This is a genomic window from Pseudoalteromonas sp. AWH4_217, from assembly GCF_056161105.1.
Window position 1 is genome coordinate 12,121 of record NZ_JBSWYM010000032.1, and the last position, 20,164, is coordinate 32,284.

Genomic DNA, 20,164 nt, shown 5'->3' on the forward strand with positions numbered 1-20,164 from the left:
TTGAGAGGCAAACATTTGTGCGCTAAAGTAACTCGCAGATCAGGAGGTCCGATGAGTTGCCAAGTTCAAACAATCGCAGAATACATACTGTCAGGGTTCCATGCCCATTTTGCGCTATTTCAAAAAATCACGGCGCGAGCTCCCATTGCATTTGCACAACAAAGGTGGGGGGAAATTGAACAAATCAGTAAACAGCGGATCAGTTTATACGATACCCGAGTCAACGACACCGTTGAAGCACTGAAAAACCAAGTCACACTCGCTCCCCCTGACGAGTCACTCTGGCATCAGATTAAACAATACTACGCAGCGTTACTTTCCTTTCACCCTCAGGCAGAACTAGCCGAAACATTCTATAACTCCGTGTTTTGTAGATTGTTTCATCGACGATACTATAAAAACGACTTTATTTTTGTCGCAACCACGCTTGAAAAGCCCACAACCTTACCCATTGAAGCCGAATTCCGAAGCTATTTTCCTGTGGTTTCAGGGCTCAAACCCACAATCCGTAACATGATTTCACATATGGATTTACAATGTGGTTTTCGCGATTTGGAACAAGATATTAGACTGCTGGTTAAAGCCTTCATCAAACAAGCACCGAGTACCCACCACAGTCATCATGGACTGCGCTTTGATATTCTCACAGCACCTTTTTATCGTAACAAAGGCGCTTATATTGTTGGTCGGGTTGTCTCAAAGTCAGGTGTTCAGCCGTTCATCATTGCACTATTACATCATCCCCTGGGTGGCATCTATATCGATGCGCTACTAACCAAAAGTGCACAAATGCGCGTCATTTTTGGCTTCGCACGTGCTTATTTCCTGGTTGAAACCCAAGCGCCTTCTGCAATGGTGGGATTTTTACAGCAGCTAATGCCAAATAAAACAACCGCTGAGCTTTACAATGCCATCGGGTTTCACAAACAGGGCAAAACCGAATTCTATCGCGACTTTCTATTTCACCTGCATCACAGCGAGGATATCTTTACCGTGGCGCCGGGTACGCCTGGTATGGTAATGATGGTATTTACCCTTCCCAACTTTCCTTTTGTCTTTAAAGTGATTAAAGATGTTTTTGCTGAGAGTAAACCCTTCGGCAGGGATACTGTACTGGCACGCTACCAACTGGTAAAAAGTCATGACCGTGTGGGTCGTATGGCCGATACCATTGAATACTCAGAGGTGGTGCTCCCCAAAAGCAAGTTTTCTTTGGAGTTACTGGCTCAACTCAAGGCAACAATCGCCAATAACTTGCGAGATGAGGGAGATTATGTCGTCATTAAGCACTTGTACATTGAGCGACGTATGACACCACTGAACCTTTTTTTGCAGACTGCCGATGAACAAACAGCCAAACAAGTGATCGAAGACTATGGTCATGCTATCAAGGAAATGCTCAGCGTTAATATATTCCCAGGAGATATGTTACTGAAAAACTTTGGCGTGACCAAACATCACAGAGTGATATTTTATGATTACGATGAAGTACAGTATCTGACGGATATGAACTTCAGGCCCATGCCTAAGCCGTCCCTGGAAGACATATATAGTGGCATAGCAGAGCCCTCTGCTGCGCCAAATGATGTATTTCCTGAACAATTGTGTACATTTGTACTGACAGACTCTAAACTCAGAGCGGTGTTTGAGCATGCCCATGAATCATTGCTTAAGGTGGAGTATTGGCAGCAAGCTCAGCGGGACGTAAAAACACATGTTGTGAAACAGATATACCCCTACCCGGCCAAACAACGTTTCTACCAGCATATAGAATAATAAAGGAACACCGTGAATATAAGTAAAATTGACCTGAACCTATTGGTTTATCTGGATACGTTACTACGAGAATGTAATGTAACTCGGGCAGCAAACCAGTTAAGCATAACTCAACCTGCAATGAGCAATGGGCTGAAGCGGCTAAGAAATTTGTTTAACGATCCCATTCTGGTTCGGACGAGTGAAGGCATGGTACCCACAGAACGCGCACTGGAGCTCCAGCCCGTTATCCGTGGTATTTTAATGACATTAGAAGAGACACTGGCACCAAATCGAGAGTTTGAACCAGGGCAAAGTAAGCGGGTCTTTCGGATTATGGCCAGTGATTACGCTGCCAGCACACTCGCGCCTAAGTTACTGAATAAACTGCATATGGAAGCACCAGATACCACACTCGACATTCTCACACCCAGTGATGTTACATTCCATGACGTCGAGAATGGTAAGGTAGATATGGCCATAAACAGGTTTGAAAACTTGCCTCAGTCTTTCCATCACAAACGAATTTGGAAAGATAGTTTTTGTTGCTTGATCAAATCAGACAACCCAATAAGGACAGGCTTTAACTTAGATGCCTACTTAAAGGCACGACACATATGGGTTAGTAAGACCGGCTTTGGCGTTGGCGTGGGTATGGATCCGGCTGACGTTCAGAAACTGGGCTGGGTAGATGAGGCTCTGGCTCACTTTGGGAAGCACCGTAACATCGCAACGTTTACACGCAATTACCACGTTGCAATCCACCTGGCAAAAGAGCAAAACTTAATCGCCACCTTGCCATCAAAAGCTGCCAATATCTACCGGGACGATCCTAACCTGGCAATCCTTGAGCCCCCTTTCCCTATTCCGCCATTTGAACTAGACATGATCTGGAGCCCGCTCTTGCACCGAGACGCCAGCCACATCTGGTTAAGACAAAAAATAGCAGAAGTCGCAGAGGCGCTCAAATAGCCCTCAGCTCAACAACTGATATAGGGGTATCCCCTATATCTCATTCTCTAGCATAGCCAGCGCACGTTTCTCACTGTCACACACTTCACCATTTGCTTCACTGATTTTATGAGCGATTGATACGGCTAATTCGCGCATGGGTTTGTCTACAATGTGGCTTAATCTGTGCTGAATATAGCTTTCAGTCTGTTCCTGCTTAATGGCTACCAGACACTTACCCAATGCATCATCCATATAATCCTGTAACGAGATAGCTGAATTCCAGTGCAAAGTTTTAGCCCAATCCCGGACAATATTCATTTCCTCAGTTTCAATTTTTCCATCAATACTGACAAACAGCAGAGCAATATCCAACAAGGACTCTTTTTGCAATTGCTCCACACATATCCCCATATCGAAGTGGTTCAATAGTTGTTCAAATTTCATATTAATTAGTTCCTTGTAATTGAGATGACCCTTACCAGTGACAGCAGTGATTGTCTTGACAGGGTCGCTGAAATCTTAATTTCCTCTGCCTGACGCCTGCGTGCCAATGTCTGACATATAATCAAACCTAGCATTCAAACATATTCTACAAATGCCAGGTTGTCACTTTAAAAATCGTCAACTCACACCCTCTGAGCTAGACTTTCTTAGAAAACACGGGAGTCGCTATGCCTTTATTGAAGCTCTTATTTTTGAAAGTATTACTTATTTTCAGCTTATCGCTACCTGCTCACGCTCGTATCTCAATTTCTATAGAGGAAGATATTTATCAGTATGCGAAGGAAATTCTGGCGGAGCAATCCATTTCCAATTTCCCTGCTGAAATATTTAACCATCCGAAATGCCAACGTGATGTTGTTGAGTTTCTCATCGCACAACGTGCGCTGCATGAAGGAGGGTTTAAGCACACTTTTAGCTATACACTGGGCAATTACGATGCAAGGAATCTGAAGTTACTAGAATCAGGCTTACTGCTGATGAGTTTTGATACAATCTGGCTCACTCAGGCCAAGTTGATTGACAATGATGTTTATATCTCAGAGCCTATCATCGATAAAGGAAAGTACTTTGCAGGGATCTACACATCACACACCAACAAAGCACGTTTGCACAATAAAATTACCAAAGATCTCAGTAATGTGAGTGTGGTAAGTAGCAAGGCCTGGTTAGTTGACTGGCTCACACTCAAAGCTCTCTCCCCTAAGCAGCTTCATCATGAAGACGACTGGATCACAATGGCAAAGTTGGTCAGTAATGGCTGGGTTGATGTCATGCTGGTCTCCTTCAACAATACTCGCCCGTTTTTCTACGAAGGGGCGGGTTACCGGATAGAAGCGATTGAGGGAGTAAAGGTAGCGCTTCAGGATAGCCGCCATTTTGTCGTTTCCAGGCACCACCCACTCGCCACAGAGACATTTGATGCGCTAAAACTAGGCCTAACAAAGTTAAAAGCCAATAACTTTATCTACCGAGCTTATCGCCAGTGCGGATTCATCAACCCTTTGGTTGATGAGTGGCACACTCTTTAACCCTAAAATCGCAATTATCAGTTTTAATTTTAGGTATTCATAATTCTTCCATTTTCTTCTCCTAAATTTCCAGCCTCTCGGGAATTTGTCATATTAGGAACAAATAATGAATGAACTAAAACTGGAAGTGAACACTACTTTTTACAGCGTCGTCGGCGCTTTCGTTATTGCACTGCTGGCACTGGCTGAACTTTTCACCGAACTCAACCTGTCTTTTCTGGCTAGCCTGCAAATCACCCTAGCCTGTGTAGTAACCATTGCATTTGCCATCCACTTTTTGATGAGCCTGGCAGGTCATAAACGTGTGACATTGTGCAATCAGGGACTGTCATTTTTTAGCCTGACAGGTCGTCGACATTACGTGCCCGCTGAAAACATTCAGTCTATCGAGTTCGTTAATTACGCGGGTCTGACCATTACTCAGGTCAAAACTCACACTGGTGTCATTAAGCTATTGGCTTTTAGAGTACGTAAAGAACAGCAACAGCGTCTTAAAAATATGGGTTACCTGGCGTAGATAACTTGCTCCGGGTACCTATTCTGATTAGCATGCAAATATCAGTGAAAAAGAGACATGTTATGACAGAACAGTATTCAATCGGACAAGCCGGTAAGCCGTGGGACCAGGAAGAGAAGCAACAATGGTTACTACAGCAAACCAAAAAACGTGATTATTTTGAAGATATTGTGCCCGGCATCACTGCACTTAATACACGCTTTCAGGTTGAGCAGTATGGTGTACTAAAGTATGAAAACCACTATCCTGTGTATGCTCTGAAATCTGCACCATGGTGTGCAGAATTGCCAATTGTGCTCGTAACTGGTGGTGTGCACGGTTACGAAACCAGCGGTGTTTTAGGCGCGCTGGCATTTGCCAAAAAGCATGCCCACACTTATCAGGGGAAATTTAATCTTGTTGTGCTACCGTGCATTAGTCCATGGGGCTATGAAACGATTAACCGCTGGAATCCACTGGCTGTCGACCCCAACCGCTCTTTCCATTCACAGAGTCCGGCTGAAGAGTCCGGACTCGCGATGGATTATGTAAATGGTTTCCAGGAACAAATTATCCTTCATATCGACTTACATGAGACTACCGATACCGACAACAGTGAATTCCGCCCGGCACTGGCCGCTCGAGACGGCAAAGTCAACCATAACTGGAATATTCCGGATGGGTTTTATCTGGTTGGGCACAGCCAAAAGCCTGAGGCAGAGTTTCAGCGACACATCATCAACACAGTGAAAAAAGTCACACACATTGCTGAAGCGGATGAAAATAATGCCCTGATTGGCGTCCCTGTAGAACAGTTTGGTGTCATTAATTACGACGCCACCAAGTTAGGACTGTGTATGGGAATGACAAGTGCCCCCTACGTTACAACCACTGAAGTTTACCCAGACAGCCCGAATACAACACCGCAAAACTGTGTTGACGGCCAGGTCGCATCGATTGAGGGCGCAATCAGTTACCTCAACAGTGTTATGTAAATCACGCCATTAACTCTCCGTGCTCGTGAATAATCTCGAAAATGTCTCTAAATGAATGGGCTTTTTGAAAAATATTTACGGGCACATGCAAAGCCCGTGCGATATCAGACGAAGAAATCATGCCTCTTAAACCGCCTTTTTCGTCCATTAACAAAACATGTTGCTGGCCAAGCTCCCTGAGCGTCTGTAACACATCACCTATCTTAGCGTTTGCAACGGTCGAAAAGCGCATTGCATGTAAGTCCTGCTTTTTCGTCATGACATCTTCGACGGTTAGATCACTGCGCGCCACTTGTCGTTTTTGTGCAATTGATAACACCCGACGACCCGACAAATCCTTTGAATTGACTACCCCCAGAAACGTATCATCGTGATCCACGACCAGCTTAGACCTTACGTGGCCGTTCAGCATCATATATACCGCATGGTCTATATCAACATCCTTCTGGATCATCTGTGGTTGGCGTCTTGCAAAGTCAGTTATCACCTTAGTTGCAGGGCTCGACAAACTCAGCGCTTCTGCATCATAGTAATCACAAAACTGATAGACCCCTTCTAACTTTAGGGTTTGTAGCGATTTGTACTCACTCATATGTCCTCCGCTGCCGAACTGTGACCGCACTATAAGGAAAATATGGAACATAGTTGCATTTTATGCAAGACAACAGCTCACTCGGTGTAATCCTCTGTAATGGCAAGATCACAGCGAACTGTTTACAATGTTAGGGTTCGCAATTGTCTTTGCCCGGACACAAATAATGACCTGATTAGTCAGGCCTTATTATTGTGAATATTTCCTGAAATAACAGTACCCGCTTCGGCGGGTCCTTTTTATAAACTGAAGGTAACTAAGGAAATAGTCCCTTCAACAAGGTAGAATCTCCACCGAAAATCAAATTCGTGTGCGTCACTTATACGGAAAGTTAGGAAAAATTTATGGCTTATTTAATCGATGAACAGAAACTAGAAAAAATTTACCTGAAAAGTTACCACACTTTTGGGCGTTACAAGTTTAATGTAGATACGTTCGTCGATAAGCCCGGTATTTCAAGGCACCATGCCATTATAGAGCACGCCAATGACACTTGGTTAATCCGTGATGTTAGTACGAATGGCATCTGGATAAACGATAAGAAGATCGATAAGAACCTTCCTTATCAGCTCTCGGAGCACGATAAAATAGACTTTGCAGCCCCGGGCCAAAACTCTTATGTTGTAGCTAACTTAAATGCCAATTGTCAGTACCTGGTTTCACAGAGCAACCCAAATCAGGTTATCGAGCTGGAAAATCAGATCTTACTCCCAAATGATGAAGAGGCCAGTCATATTGTCTATTTTGATGCGTTACTCAATTACTGGTTTCTTGAAGATCTCAATACTTCAGATAGACAAGCCCTTATCGATGGCGGTGTTGTTTCTCTGTTTGGCCAGCAGTGGCTTTTCTACTGCGCCAACACATCAACAATGACCAAGCACCTCGACAATCAGCCTGTAGTAAAACCAATCGCCCTGAATTTCAGCGTCAGTCAGGATGAAGAAAAGACCGATTTGACACTAGAGCTGGAGGGTCAGGAAATTGACCTTGGTTGTCGTACACATCATTATCTGATGCTGTTGTTAGCCAGAACACGTATTGATGATAAGCAAAATGGCATGGACACAGAGTCCCAGGGGTGGCTTTACCGAGAAGATCTCGCCAAAGCTCTGGGAGTACAAACCAATCATATGAATATTATGGTACATCGCGCTCGTAAACAGCTTACCGAAGCCGGCGGTGACAGAGCACCTGAACTAGCTTATGTGCTGGAAACCAACAATGGTAAAATTCGCCTGAATTGTCAGAATATTACCATTGTTAAGGGCTGCCAGTTAGAAACTCGGATTTCTATCTAGTATCTAAGCATAGTATCTTAAGGCCGGTATGGACCGGCCTCACTGGTTATGCGCTGCTCAAGTGCCCTAAAGCAACCCACCTTATTTAATAACTCCATCATCACAAACAAAGGGCCTATCAACAACCCCATCAGGTCATCCGCAAAAGCAGGTTTTTTTCCTTCAAAATAATGCCCGATAAACTGGATAACCCAACCAACGACAAACAGAGCGAGTCCCATCACATAGAACCAGACAACGTCAATGCCCGCCTGAGCCACAACCTCAAATGCATAATTGGCTGCAATCTGACAAACTAACAAAAACCCTATCATCCAGCTGCCGAGTGTGGGTGACAGATATAAATAGTAAATGCTAACGAGTAGAATCAAACAGGCGGACAAGGTTACCTGGGTCTGTCCGAACAGTCCCAAGGGTAAAAATGTCATCCAGACGACCGCAAACACAATCAGGGGTACACCGATAAAGTGCGTTGCAATATTACGCTTATCTCTGTGATAAAGCGCGTAGTTGATCAGGTGTTGTTCAAGTGATTTCATCATTCTTATTCTTTTGAGTAATTACTTTATTTTATAAAGCCGTAATCCGCTGAAAAAGTCAACACTGTCCCAATATTAGACTGTCCATGTCTTACAGTTACCAGAAATAAAAATGCCGCCAGGCTGCTGGCGGCATAAATCACTGGGTTATCAACGGTGATGAACACGGTTTGTCATCTCCGTTATTAACTACTGTAGACCAATCAGATAAACAAACAAGATAAAAACACAAATTTAACCCAAACGTAACCTTTCACTCATTCCAGAGTGCCGCCCTGCTTGTGTCTGCATAGATAATTGCAACACCTGAGGCTGACAATTTAATTCCAGATGCCGTTTAGCACGGGTGATACCCGTGTAAACCAGCTGACGATTCACCCCTTTTCCTGCTCGTTGAATTGGCGGCAGGATCAATGCAGTATAGTCAAACTCAGACCCCTGCGACTTATGGATGGTCATAGCATACACCAGTTCAAAACTGGGGAGCCTTGCCGGATAAAAGTGCCTTACAGCGCTTTGTTCATCGATAAAGGTTGCGTAAAGCTGGCCATCCTCATCAGGCAATAAGATCCCAATATCACCATTAAAGAGCTTAAGCTGATAATCATTTTGCGTAATCATAATTGGCATACCCGCATAAAATCGGCTGTACGGTACAATTAATCTGCGCTGCGCGAGTCTTTGCTCAATCCGCTTGTTGAGCTCAGAAACACCGTAAGGACCTTCTCTGACCGCGGCCAGAAGCTGATACTGGCCAAACAGTGTATGGATGTCTGCTGCACCGCGCTTATCCTCAATAGCCTTTAGATAGACACTGTATTGATCCGCTGCGCGCTCAAGCAAGGCATTGTATTGCTCAACACCGAGACCATAAAAGCTCAGGTCGCTATACCCGTGACTTATGACCTGCTGCAAATGCTCTGGCTGATTATGATTGACGGCACTGGCCAGCTGGCCAATCCCACTGCCACTTTTAAAGCGGTGGCTTTGCTGTAAAAATGCCGTGGCATTGGCCAGCGCATAACGGCTCGCTTTGCCTTTTAATACCGTACTGCCTGCGAAGCACACCCGATTTAAAAACGCCGCCCGGTTGGCCGTGTATGGAGGTTGAGCTCCCAATATCAGATGACCGCACAAGTCGCTCAATATGCTACCTGTATCAACCGAAGCAAGTTGGTCCTTATCTCCCAGCAAAATCAATCTGGCATGAGGCGGCAATGCTTTCACCAACTTGCTCATCAAAGCCAGGTCAACCATAGAAGCTTCATCTACTATCAGCAAATCGAGGTGTAGCAAATTCTGCTCGTGATGAATAAATCGATTCGTATTAGGGATAACGCCAAGCAAACGATGGATGGTTTGGGCCTGCTCGGGGATCAGCGCAGCCAGCTCAGGGCCCAGTGCCAGTCGCCCTTTTGCACCGATTATTGATTCGCTGAGCCTTGCAGCAGCTTTGCCCGTAGGCGCCACCAGTTTGATACCCAGCGGCACATCGGCATACAGCGACTGTAAAATCGCCAGTAGCTTGGTCACTGTGGTGGTTTTTCCAGTCCCCGGGCCACCTGTAATCACGCAAAAACCGCTGGATGCAGCCATAGCACAAGCGACCTTTTGCCAGTCAACTCCCTGAGCTTGATTGTCAGGAAAATAATGGTCCAGTAAATCGCTTAACTGCGACTCATTCAGACTGATGGATTGCTGTGCCATCGATTGAAAACGAGTACTAAGATATGCTTCATACTCGGCCAGTCGCCCCAAATACAGCCGGCCTGCGAACAACCTCAGCGGTTTCCCCTCTCCTACGGCTGGGTGTTCACTCAGCATCATCAGTGCAGCCTCAGGGTCATCAAACGGAGTATACGGTAGTGTATTCCCCAACCCAGACGCACCGGAAAACGCGCTTACATCGTCGGCACTTAGCGCAAAAGGATTCTGCCAGTCTATTTCTGCAAGTAATAAGCACGTATGCTGACTTTGCTCAGCCCGTTGCAGTAATAAAATAAGATAAAATACCGTGTCGAATCGCTCCTGACATAGCAGCTTTGCCAATGCAACATCCGCAGCACGCACGCGCCGGGCATGAATTAACAGAGCGATATAAGCCTGATGGTCCAGATTGTCGGCCGGGAATTCAAACATACTCTGTGACATTATTCTTCTCCCGCCTCGAATAAGGCATCCAGTTGCAACAAAGTGTCTTCATCAAGTTGTGTAAAGAAACATCCGGCACCATCGGGTAGCGCCCGCAGGAACAGATAATAGACGCCACCCAGATGACGCTGTGGGCTGTAGTCCGCAAGGCGGTGCTTCAACAGCCGGTGTAAGGCAACGGAGTAAATTAAATACTGAAGGTGGTACTGATGAGAATTCATTGCCAGTGCTAGATTATCAGCCTGATAATCGGCCGCGGTATCCCCCAGATAATTTGATTTATAATCGAGAATGAAATATTGCCCCTGCCAGACAAAAATCAAGTCAATAAACCCTTTGAGCATGCCCTGTACTTCATCGAAGCGCAAGTGGCTGGGCGCGCCGGTAATTTGCGCAACCAACTTGTTGAGTCTGGTATAGGACAACCGCTTAAGTGGTAACTGAAACTCCATTTCTACCAGACAATCCGAGACGCTCAGCTGGCTCAGCGTCAGCTCCGGAAGCGGGCTGAGAGGCGTACTCAGACATCCCAGGATCCACTGCTCCACGGTTTCCTGCCACACCGTATCAAGGTGATATTTCTCCAGACAAGCCTGGGTTGCTTCGGCTAAGATCAGTTTGTCTGGCCGGGTAGGCGCATGGGGCGCCGTGAAGTCAATTTGCTCAAAGATCTCATGTAAACAACTGCCGGCGCGCGCACCTTTAACAAAAGTGTAAGGGGTAAAACGTTTGATCACGCTCGGCTCGGGCAGGTCAATTTTATGGTTCTCATCCAGTGCACCCACCGGGCGATCTGCGCTGGTCTCATGGTAACTCAGCTGGCTAAAACTGGTCATTCGCCAGTTTTGTTCAATCGCAACTTCGACAGGCCGACTATGCAACAACTTTGTTTCCTGGGTATGCTGCGCCTGATACACACAAGGCGCTATGCGCAGCACCTCATACGCCATCCCCTCATAGCGTGAACACAGGTCACGAAGCTGGTCATGCCAATGGGCTGCGTCTGTGATTTTATCCTTGTCGAACAACACATGCCCCAGAGCACATTGCTGGATCCCAGGTTTTTTACTGCGCCCCAGTGGCAGGTTATACAGGCCCAGGCTACAAAAATGAACAGCCCGGGTCAATGCCACATACAACAGGCGAATATCCTCCGCAAGGCGCTCACGCTCGGCATTATGCTGTGCGTTATCGTCCGCATCCAGATTGAGCACCAGCTCACCATTTTCATGATAAATCACTTCACTGGCCTCTCTATATGCAGTGGCAAAAGGCATGTAGACCAGCGGATATTCCAGCCCTTTGGAGGCGTGCATAGTGACGATTTTGACCAGATCGGCATCGCTTTCGAGGCGCAGCTGGGTGCCTTCATAGCTGGGGTTGGCACACTGAGCCTGCAACCAGCGCATCACCCTGTGTGTGCCTTCCAGCTCTATCTGTTTATGCTGTAGCAACTCGGCCAGGTGTCGGTAATCAGTCAGCCAGCGCTCAACTTCATAGCCTGCCTTTTGCCATAGCGTAACCAGTTGATTGTCGACCAGTAAAGACTCCAGTGTGGCCATTGCGCCTTGCTGATACCACAGCTGTTTAAGCTGGGCAAACTGCATCAGGTAACGCTGCCACTGCCCTTCCTGAGTACGCAATGCAAAGATCTGTTGCTCGTTAAGAGCGAACAAGGGACCGGCCAGCACACCACGTAATGCCGCTTCGTCATAACTGCCATGTACAACATGCAGTAACTGCCAGACAGCCAGCGCGACAGGTTGTGAAAACACGCTATCCCGGGCCAGATAAACACTGCTTACGCCAGCCCTTTGTAACGCCTGTTTTATCACACTGGCTTCAACGCGATCTCGAACCAGCACACAAATATCCGCAGCCAGCACCGGGCGCTTGCCAATACGAGCGCGCCCCTCCTGCGCCTGGGTAAGCAACTGTGCAATTTGCGCTGCAAAACCTTCGGCAAGCCGAGGATAGGCGCTGGCTTTGCTGGTAACCGGCGCGTCGTCATCTTCAAGCACATTGAATTGCAAAGCCGCAGGCTCAGTGCCATCCAGAGTAAAGGAATTGTCGGCATCTTTGCCCGCAGCATCGACCTCAATAAACGGAATGTCGCGGTTAAAAATAAAACTGTCGGCTTGCGCGGTAAAAATGGCATTCACTGCACTGACCACCCGTCGGGCCGAGCGATAATTCTTATCCAAAGTAAACTGGCGATTTTCATCCACCTGATGTTTCGCACCAATGTAAGTGAAGATATCCGCACCACGAAAACCGTATATGGCCTGCTTGGGGTCGCCTATCATGGTCAGGCCTTGGGCGCCCTCAGTGCCATAGATGCGAGAAAAGATGCCAAACTGAATGGGATCTGTGTCCTGGAATTCGTCTATCATCGCAACCGGATAAAGCTGCGCAATTTTTTCAGCCAGTGTCTCACCCTGCGCACCATGTAATGCCTGATGCAAGTTTTGTAGCAGATCGTCTGGCGAGATCAGGCTGTGTTCAAGCTTTGCCTGACTCATCAGCGCGCGCACTTCTTTCAGTGCATGCTGCAACAAGGCAATGGGTAATCCTTTGGAGACATTTTGGTGCAACAGCGCCATCTCATCAAACCAGCCCAGCGCCGGGTGGACAATCGGCTTACCCGTTTTGGTATAGTTCTTCGGGTCGCTCAGCTGAGCCTCTCCCCATAAGGCAAACGAATGCTTGCTGCTACCAAATTCAAAGTACCAGTCGTTGCCCATGCAATAGTCGATCAGCGCCTGGATATTGGCCGGGCGTCCCGGCGCTTTGCTCTTTGAAATTCCACTGTCACGCAATAACTGGAAAAAATCAGAGTTTAGCAGCTGCTGTTTAAATGCTGCCGCCCGGCGCTGATACTCAGCTCTTTGCTCCAGCACGACTGCCAGGTCCAGCTCGGGCGCCAGACGGGCATCACCGCGTTTAAGCAAAGGATAAAGACGCTTTGCCAGTGCCTGTGGATGAGAGAAATGTGACAACACCAGCTCAGTTTTATCCGCATCCAGAGGATAGACGAAGCGTCGCCAGTGGTCCTCTACAGCGGCGTTAAACAGCTCGCTGTCATCGAGGATAAACTCCAGATTAAAGCTCAGGTTAGATTCAAACGCATGTTGTTTAAGCATGCGCTGACAAAAACCATGAATGGTAAAAATGGCGGCCTCATCCATGGATTTCGCTGCGGCATCAAGCAGGTGATAAGCCGCTTCCTGATCCGCCACTTGCGCCAGTAGCGCACTGATCAGCGCATCGTCACAGCCGCCGCCGAGTAAAGCATCCCGAGCCTGTACTATCCGTTTTCGGACCCTGTCTTTGATCTCCTGAGTCGCGGCGTCTGTAAAGGTAACGACCAGGATCTGCTCAACACTCAACGGGGTAGTCTGACTCTGTGCATCAACAAGCCCCAGCAGGTAGCGTAAATACAGCCCCGTGATGGTATAGGTTTTACCCGTTCCGGCACTGGCCTCAATCAGGTTGTGACCCGACAAAGGCATGGTTTGGGGATCAAGCCGTTTCATAGCGGGACTCCTGTGCAAGGTCGATAAGCGGGGTCAGTAATTCATTGCTCCACTGTGTAAACTCCGCTTCGCAGGCCTGCAATGACGGGAAACTCAGTGCCACATACGGGTCTTCAGAGTCACCAAAGCCGATGTACTGGCCTCCCTGGAATTTGTTCAGTGCTTTGCTCATATCCTGGGTTTTACAAAACTCATAACTGGTGGCCGCAAAGAAGGGCATTGCGCGGGTGATAAGCTGGGCATAAAAATCCTGCCACTTAGCTAACTGAACCTGTGCGTCATCACTACTAACTGACGGAAAAACGACTTGTTCATCCAGGCCATAGATGTGTGTTTCTGTGTTGGGTGTCACGCAATTGGCTATCAGGTGCATCAGGTAGCCTCGGATCCTGTCTTTGCCTTTAATACTGGCGGTACGATAAAATATTTGCTTGCCCTGGTATAAGTCTCCCAGCCAGCCAAGCAGACGCGTTGAGCCAAGTTGCACACACACCTCCACCGGCTCCATTGGCTCACCCATCACGTCTTTCAGGCGTCCTGACATAGCCGCGACGCGTCCCTTTAACTTTTGCAGTTCAACCACTCCCACATTGGCCTGTGGTAACTGGGCGCGTTGCAGCAGCTGCGCCTCGGGCAGCGGTGTGTCGCTCAGTTCACTGTGTAAGATTTCGTCCAGATACTGATAACGCGTCAGAGGGTCCAGTGCAAATGGCTCACTGTCGGGCGTATCTTCCTCTAACGTCACTAACCTGACGCCCAGCGTATACTGATAAAACCAGCGTTGCGGTGCCAGACAGGCACGCAAAAAGTCCGGTAACTCCAGCTCGTCTGGCAGATCAAGTGCAATCGCTTGCTCAGTGGATTGCTGTGCTAATTCAGACGGTGGCTCACTTTGAGATGGACACCAGTTGGGGTTAAAGCTGTGTAATGGGCCGCTTTGATAATGCTCGCTGCTAAATGGTTGCAAAGGTGCCTGGCGGTAAAGCTGCTCACTGGGCTTGAGGGTGTCATCCTGGTAGCAAAAAGCCCGGTCCAGGTATTCACATAACTCGCTCACCAAAATGGACGGCACCTGCGGCTCATTGTTATAACAAGAGCGACCCAGATAACTGATATAAAGTTGCTGACGCGCACTGAGCAGCGCCTCCAGAAACAGATAACGGTCGTCCAGCTTACGTGAGCGGTCTCCTTTACGGCGCCGCGAATACGGTACCAGGTCAAAACCAATCGGTTGTACCTGGCGCGGATAATCGGCGTCATTCATACCAAGCAGGCAGACGACTTTAAACGGCACGGCCCGCATTGGCATCAAAGTACAAAAGTTTACTGCCCCGGCCAAAAAGCGCTGACCAACCCCTTTGTCTTTGATCCCCTGGCGAACCTGATGTAATACGATCCTGGCATCAACCGGACCGGCAAAGTCGCCATTTATATGGTGTTTTTCCAGCTCATCGATGACTTTATGCAACTGCATCAGATCCCAGCTCTGTTCGGTGTCCTGATCGTAAAAGTCTGCCAGCATGTGTCTGAGCACGTTACACTTCTCGTCCAATGGCGTTGCAGCTAAGAGCTGCTCTCGCGCCTGCTCCAGCGCTTCGATGAAGGCAATTAGCTTGCTCAAAGTGTTCACAGCCATCCCTTCTACCGCATCGGCCGGATATATCTCATTGTATGCCGTCAGCTCATCCGCACTGGCAATGCCAAGCAGCAGACGTTGAAGCCCGTGCCGCCAGGTATTGAGTGAGATCTCCGGCAACCCGTAATCGCGCTTATGCTGGCCATCTAAGCCCCATTTAACCGCCACCTGCTGAAGCCAGGTCTGGATCTGTACAAACTCACTCTGCTCCACTGCAAAACGCTTACCGATGGGCTCAACGCCCAGCAGATCGAGTATATCGGACACGCTAAACCGGCTAAAAGGCAGCCCCGCCAGTGTAACGAAAGAATTTAGCACCGGCTTTTCTTGCTCTATGCTCATATCGGCCAGCGCAAAAGGGATTTTTCTTGCTCCTGATGCACTGCCAAACACCGCTTCAATATAAGGGCTGTAGCTGCCCACATCCGGCATCATCACTATGATGTCTTTTGGCGTCAGTGCCGGGTCTTCATGAAAGAGCGTCAGCAGATGATCGTGCAACAACTCAACTTCGCGCAATGGGGTGTGGCAGTCGCATAGAACTACAGAGCTGTCATCTTCATTGATGGTCAGCTGCCCTTCAGGGCTGACATACCAGTTTGGGTCATCGGCCAGAGACGCACCTTTAAACGCCAGTTGATAGATTTCCTGCTGCAATTGGGCCAACAGGCTGTCATCAAACTGGTCGATAAAACCATCCAGCCAGCGCGCATCGGTTTGCAGCAGCTGCTCTAGATAATCGCGACCTAGCTTCCCCCAGGAGGATAACAAGGGGTTACCGGTATTGTAGTAACTGCCTTCGCCAGCCTGTTTTTGCAACTGAGCGTCCAATGCCGGCCTTACTTGATAGTTAGCCAGGATCTTGGCCTGGGTTTTCTCATCAACCAGGTCGCCCCAGTAGTGTTCACTGGGATTAAAGAAAAACAGCAATACATCGATTTTCTGGGCAAGGGCATTGAATATCTCTAGCTGGTTAGTCGCCATCGCTGACAAACCAAATATGCTGATCCGCTGGGGCAAGCTGGTGATGTCAGCATCCGCCAGCTTTGCCAGTAATTGCTGATGCATATTGGCCCGGTTGTAAGGGCTTTGTCCTAAATTATGAGTATGTTCGACCAGTGCCCGCCACAAATCCGGCTGCCAGGGCGCAATACCCACATCGACATCTTCCAGCGTATCTGTGCCCAGCTCCCATTGCTCCAGCCAGTTTGGCCGGTACATCAGATATTGGTCGTAGACATCGGCAATTTTCTCACATAAAGCAAAGCGCTTAAGGTCACTCTGTGGCAGATCACTGCCCTCTTCCAGATATACTCTCAGCGGCTCGTAAAGCGGGTTGCTGAGCTTCTGGGGTAGCAAGGTAAACAGCTTCCAGCTCATGTTGTTCTTATTAAAAGGTGACTCTTTGGGCACATCCGGCAAAAACTGTTGATACAGCTGCCAGATAAAACTGAGTGGCAGTGGAAACTCAACCTGTGCCGCATAGCCGATATCCCGGCTCAAGCCATTTTTAAGCCACTGAGACATGCCCGGTGACTGTACCAAGACAATTTCGTTAGCAAAGGGGTCATCAAGCGGTGCCTGTTTCAACAACGTTGTAAACTGTGCTTGAAGGGCTTCCATTCGATTTGATTGGATTATGTGCAACATAATGATGTCTCGGGCTTTTTAAGCAGATTTCGGATCTTAGGACAGTGTAAGAGATTTCACAGGGTAATAGCAACGTGGCTGAACACATCGCTAACCAGAGGAATAGCAAAAGAGGAAGCGGTAACCGGGTGCCATTACCGCCGCTTATCCTGTCGGCTCAGAACAAGTCGATCCCTGAGCCTTCGTCGTGGCGCTCAAGCTTATTGGTATTGAGCAGGGTTTCAAAAAATGCGACCTGATCACGACCGTTTTCCTTGGCATAATATAGCGCCCTGTCTGCATTTTCTAACACATTGATTGGAAAGTCATAGGGGCTGATCCGAGCAAGTCCCGCGCTCACTGTGAGCTTTTTGACAAACGGAAAGTGCGTGCTTCGAATAAGTGCTAAGAACTTTTCCAGTTTTGCCTCTATAGACGCTTGGTCTGTCGGCTCAAACACCAGTACAAACTCTTCACCACCAAAGCGGAATAACAAGTCGGTAGAGCGAAAAAACTGCTGCATTTTCTGTGCAACCAGCAGCAAAACTTCATCCCCGCAAACATGACCGTAGTTATCGTTAACCTGCTTGAAATGATCTATGTCTATCATCGCAAGCCAGGATGTGGCCCCCTGATGGAAAGTACGCGGATCCTGATCATCGCGAATATGGCGATTTTGTTTAATGACTTGCTTTTCGAGCAGCTGCTTAAGCTTTTTCTCAAATGTTTGACGATTTAATAAGCCGGTGAGCTTATCCCGCTCATTTTCATGCAATATGGTGAGATAGTTTTCGTAGATACGGACAAAGGCGTTGAGCAGTACCTGTTCATTACTGTCGAGGCCACCAGAGTGCACTTCAATCGCGCCAACCGGTGTTTCATGGATATTGATAGGTAACCAGCGCTTTTCTATGCCATTTGCACTTTGTACAGTAATAATGCAGGAAGACTGCAAACAAGAAATCAATTCAGACTGAGGCTGCTCAATGACTTGCCTGTCAAGCCATTCAAACTCTCGCTCGCCGTGCATGGTCAGGCCAATACTGCGCTCAACAGCAAGATCTTCTTGGGTATTAAAGTTTTTATAGACACATAAGTGTTTACACCCTACCAGCTCCTGAATTGTAGATAGCAGGCTGTATTCAAGTGAATCAATGTCTCTTGTTTTAGTTATTTTAATTACTGAATTGAGTAGCTCTTCTTGCATTCGAAACTCACAGACTCGATTTATGCCAGATATAGTAACGACTTTTCACCAAAGTGTGTACTACCAAGTTTAGCAACAACCAGTGATCATGAAGCCTAATTAAGACGTGGTACAAAGCAAAAAGGCGTCCAACTGGACGCCTTTTCAAAAATAAGGAATGGCGGAGAGAGAGGGAGTCGAACCCTCGATACGCTATAAACGTATACACGAGTTCCAGTCGTGCGCCTTAAGCCACTCAGCCATCTCTCCGCGCTTTAGCACCGCTTGGGTGCGGCGCTAATACTATGAAAAGCGTCGCAATTTAGCAAGTATTTTTTGTAAAAACACAGCTAGATGCTTAGTAACTAAGCAACTTAGCCTATTTTTGTAAGCTTGCAGAAAAATCCAACATACGGTTAAGCGAGCGTAGTGCACCTTCACGTAACTCCATGTCAACGAAGACTTCTTTTCCGCTAGGGTCAATCAAAGCTTCTTCAATGGCTTTAAGGCCGTTCATTGCCATCCACGGACAGTGAGCACAACTCTTACAAGTTGCCCCTTCACCCGCCGTCGGCGCTTCAAAAAATTCTTTTTCAGGACACAATTGCTGCATTTTGTAAAAAATGCCGCGATCAGTCGCAACGATGAACTTCTGATTAGGCATTTCCTGCGCCGCTTTAATCAGCTGGCTTGTTGAGCCCACAGCGTCTGCCAGGTCAACGATCTCGGCTGGTGACTCAGGGTGCACCAATACTGCCGCGTCGGGGTGCAGAGCTTTCATGTCTTTCAGCGCTTTGGTTTTAAACTCATCGTGGACGATACAGGCACCGTTCCACATGATCATATCCGCACCGGTTTTCTTTTGAATGTAAGAACCCAAGTGTTTGTCTGGTCCCCAGATGATCTTCTCACCTTCTGAGTCCAGGTGCTCAACAATTTCAAGTGCGCAAGACGAAGTCACAATCCAGTCAGCGCGTGCTTTCACTGCGGTTGAGGTATTAGCATATACAACGACTTTTCTATCCGGATGTTGATCACAAAACGCAGAAAACGCGTCGATAGGACAACCCACATCCAGTGAACAGGTTGCTGCCAGAGTCGGCATAACAACGGTTTTTTCTGGTGTTAAGATCTTGGCGGTTTCACCCATAAAGCGTACACCGGCAACGATGATCATATCGGCATCTTGTTGCTTGGCACCAAAGCGCGCCATTTCCAGTGAATCTGCAACACAACCGCCGGTTTCCTCAGCCAGGGCTTGGATCTCCGGATCTGTGTAATAATGGGCAACCAAGACAGCGTTCTTTTCTTTTAGCAACGCTTTAATTCTGGTTTTATATTCGGCTTGTTCCTGCTTAGTTAAAGGCGCAGGTTTTGGAGGAAAAATATAATCCTCCGGCATAATTTGTTCTGCTAGACTCATTCTCTCGACCACTAGTCCACATTACGGGATATCCGCGAATTATACGAAAAACGGGGCGATAATCCTAGTTTAAGTCGGAGTTTTGAAGGAATATTTAAGAGATTATGAAAGAGAAAAGAGTATGCATGAATGGTGGGTCATGATGGACTCGAACCATCGACCAATGGATTAAAAGTCCACTGCTCTACCAACTGAGCTAATGACCCGCTCGGTGTTAAAGTGCCATTAAGTCGTCCTGACGGTTGGTTCCGGCGTCGTCGTCCTGACTCGCGTTCGAAAACTGCGAAGCGGTGCTTCGTTTTTCTCGCCCAACTGAGCTAATGACCCGCTCGAAAGTTACTTAAGTATTACACCAAATTTGAATGGTGGGTCATGATGGACTCGAACCATCGACCAATGGATTAAAAGTCCACTGCTCTACCAACTGAGCTAATGACCC

The 20,164-nt window shown here is 47.5% G+C and carries 14 protein-coding genes and 3 tRNA genes; 6 read left to right on the forward strand and 11 right to left on the reverse strand.

Annotated features, from left to right (window positions below):
- The first annotated feature begins 51 nt into the window (after window positions 1-51).
- Both aceK and ACXAH1_RS23360 read left to right on the forward strand, forming a co-directional pair.
- A complete protein-coding gene (aceK, locus tag ACXAH1_RS23355) occupies window positions 52-1,776 on the forward strand; it encodes a bifunctional isocitrate dehydrogenase kinase/phosphatase (RefSeq protein WP_475200016.1) in 1,725 nt (574 codons plus the stop codon).
- A 12-nt stretch (window positions 1,777-1,788) separates the two neighbouring features.
- Window positions 1,789-2,727: a LysR family transcriptional regulator gene (locus tag ACXAH1_RS23360; RefSeq protein ID WP_253044209.1), complete on the forward strand. Its 939-nt coding sequence runs from the start codon at window positions 1,789-1,791 to the stop codon at window positions 2,725-2,727.
- A 33-nt stretch (window positions 2,728-2,760) separates the two neighbouring features.
- Here ACXAH1_RS23360 and ACXAH1_RS23365 read toward each other — a convergent pair whose 3' ends face one another.
- Window positions 2,761-3,153: a hypothetical protein gene (locus ACXAH1_RS23365; protein ID WP_138552807.1), complete on the reverse strand. Its 393-nt coding sequence runs from the start codon at window positions 3,151-3,153 to the stop codon at window positions 2,761-2,763.
- 227 nt (window positions 3,154-3,380) lie between these two features.
- Between ACXAH1_RS23365 and ACXAH1_RS23370 the strand changes: the two genes are divergently transcribed.
- The 3 genes from ACXAH1_RS23370 to ACXAH1_RS23380 all read left to right on the forward strand — a co-directional run bounded on the left by ACXAH1_RS23370 (window position 3,381) and on the right by ACXAH1_RS23380 (window position 5,732).
- Complete coding sequence (locus ACXAH1_RS23370) at window positions 3,381-4,241, forward strand: hypothetical protein (protein ID WP_475200018.1); 861 nt, start codon at window positions 3,381-3,383, stop codon at window positions 4,239-4,241.
- A gap of 106 nt (window positions 4,242-4,347) precedes the next feature.
- The gene (locus tag ACXAH1_RS23375; protein WP_475200020.1) at window positions 4,348-4,758 is read left to right on the forward strand and encodes a hypothetical protein; all 411 of its coding nucleotides are present in this window, start codon (window positions 4,348-4,350) and stop codon (window positions 4,756-4,758) included.
- Between the two features lie 62 nt (window positions 4,759-4,820).
- A complete protein-coding gene (locus ACXAH1_RS23380; protein ID WP_475200022.1) occupies window positions 4,821-5,732 on the forward strand; it encodes a M14 family metallopeptidase in 912 nt (303 codons plus the stop codon).
- Window position 5,733: 1 nt separating this feature from the next.
- Here the strand turns inward: ACXAH1_RS23380 and ACXAH1_RS23385 are convergent, their stop codons facing one another.
- Window positions 5,734-6,324, reverse strand: a complete 591-nt coding sequence (locus ACXAH1_RS23385; protein ID WP_253044196.1) for a CBS domain-containing protein — start codon at window positions 6,322-6,324, stop codon at window positions 5,734-5,736.
- Between the two features lie 344 nt (window positions 6,325-6,668).
- Here ACXAH1_RS23385 and ACXAH1_RS23390 point away from each other — a divergent pair, with 344 nt between their 5' ends.
- Window positions 6,669-7,625 carry an FHA domain-containing protein gene (locus ACXAH1_RS23390; protein WP_054013993.1) on the forward strand — a complete coding sequence of 319 codons (957 nt, stop codon included), beginning with the start codon at window positions 6,669-6,671 and terminating at the stop codon, window positions 7,623-7,625.
- Window positions 7,626-7,642: 17 nt separating this feature from the next.
- Here the strand turns inward: ACXAH1_RS23390 and ACXAH1_RS23395 are convergent, their stop codons facing one another.
- The 9 genes from ACXAH1_RS23395 to ACXAH1_RS23435 form a co-directional block, all read right to left on the reverse strand.
- Complete coding sequence (locus ACXAH1_RS23395; RefSeq protein WP_475200026.1) at window positions 7,643-8,167, reverse strand: Mpo1 family 2-hydroxy fatty acid dioxygenase; 525 nt, start codon at window positions 8,165-8,167, stop codon at window positions 7,643-7,645.
- A gap of 231 nt (window positions 8,168-8,398) precedes the next feature.
- Entirely contained in the window at window positions 8,399-10,315 is a 1,917-nt protein-coding gene (recD, locus tag ACXAH1_RS23400) for an exodeoxyribonuclease V subunit alpha (protein WP_475200028.1), read from the reverse strand.
- Complete coding sequence (gene recB / locus ACXAH1_RS23405) at window positions 10,315-13,851, reverse strand: exodeoxyribonuclease V subunit beta (RefSeq protein WP_475200030.1); 3,537 nt, start codon at window positions 13,849-13,851, stop codon at window positions 10,315-10,317. Before recB ends, recD begins: the two co-directional genes overlap by 1 nt.
- On the reverse strand, window positions 13,838-17,137 hold the full coding sequence (gene recC, locus ACXAH1_RS23410) for an exodeoxyribonuclease V subunit gamma (RefSeq protein WP_475200031.1): 3,300 nt from the start codon (window positions 17,135-17,137) through the stop codon (window positions 13,838-13,840). Before recC ends, recB begins: the two co-directional genes overlap by 14 nt.
- Window positions 17,138-17,294: 157 nt before the next feature.
- Window positions 17,295-18,323, reverse strand: a complete 1,029-nt coding sequence (locus ACXAH1_RS23415) for a GGDEF domain-containing protein (protein WP_475200033.1) — start codon at window positions 18,321-18,323, stop codon at window positions 17,295-17,297.
- 158 nt (window positions 18,324-18,481) lie between these two features.
- Window positions 18,482-18,572, reverse strand: a tRNA-Ser gene (locus ACXAH1_RS23420).
- Window positions 18,573-18,681: 109 nt separating this feature from the next.
- Complete coding sequence (gene nadA, locus ACXAH1_RS23425) at window positions 18,682-19,725, reverse strand: quinolinate synthase NadA (RefSeq protein ID WP_054013999.1); 1,044 nt, start codon at window positions 19,723-19,725, stop codon at window positions 18,682-18,684.
- 130 nt (window positions 19,726-19,855) lie between these two features.
- Window positions 19,856-19,931 (reverse strand) — tRNA-Lys (locus ACXAH1_RS23430).
- A gap of 157 nt (window positions 19,932-20,088) precedes the next feature.
- Window positions 20,089-20,164, reverse strand: a tRNA-Lys gene (locus tag ACXAH1_RS23435).

Bases quoted from the DNA above. Each gene is read 5' to 3' on its own strand.
- aceK (WP_475200016.1), top strand. From the start codon at position 52: ATGAGTTGCCAAGTTCAAACAATCGCAGAATACATACTGTCAGGGTTC.
- ACXAH1_RS23365 (WP_138552807.1), bottom strand. From the start codon at position 3,153: ATGAAATTTGAACAACTATTGAACCACTTCGATATGGGGATATGTGTG.
- ACXAH1_RS23370 (WP_475200018.1), top strand. From the start codon at position 3,381: ATGCCTTTATTGAAGCTCTTATTTTTGAAAGTATTACTTATTTTCAGC.
- ACXAH1_RS23375 (WP_475200020.1), top strand. From the start codon at position 4,348: ATGAATGAACTAAAACTGGAAGTGAACACTACTTTTTACAGCGTCGTC.
- ACXAH1_RS23380 (WP_475200022.1), top strand. From the start codon at position 4,821: ATGACAGAACAGTATTCAATCGGACAAGCCGGTAAGCCGTGGGACCAG.
- ACXAH1_RS23385 (WP_253044196.1), bottom strand. From the start codon at position 6,324: ATGAGTGAGTACAAATCGCTACAAACCCTAAAGTTAGAAGGGGTCTAT.
- ACXAH1_RS23390 (WP_054013993.1), top strand. From the start codon at position 6,669: ATGGCTTATTTAATCGATGAACAGAAACTAGAAAAAATTTACCTGAAA.
- ACXAH1_RS23395 (WP_475200026.1), bottom strand. From the start codon at position 8,167: ATGATGAAATCACTTGAACAACACCTGATCAACTACGCGCTTTATCAC.
- recD (WP_475200028.1), bottom strand. From the start codon at position 10,315: ATGTCACAGAGTATGTTTGAATTCCCGGCCGACAATCTGGACCATCAG.
- recB (WP_475200030.1), bottom strand. From the start codon at position 13,851: ATGAAACGGCTTGATCCCCAAACCATGCCTTTGTCGGGTCACAACCTG.
- recC (WP_475200031.1), bottom strand. From the start codon at position 17,137: ATGTTGCACATAATCCAATCAAATCGAATGGAAGCCCTTCAAGCACAG.
- ACXAH1_RS23415 (WP_475200033.1), bottom strand. From the start codon at position 18,323: ATGCAAGAAGAGCTACTCAATTCAGTAATTAAAATAACTAAAACAAGA.
- nadA (WP_054013999.1), bottom strand. From the start codon at position 19,725: ATGAGTCTAGCAGAACAAATTATGCCGGAGGATTATATTTTTCCTCCA.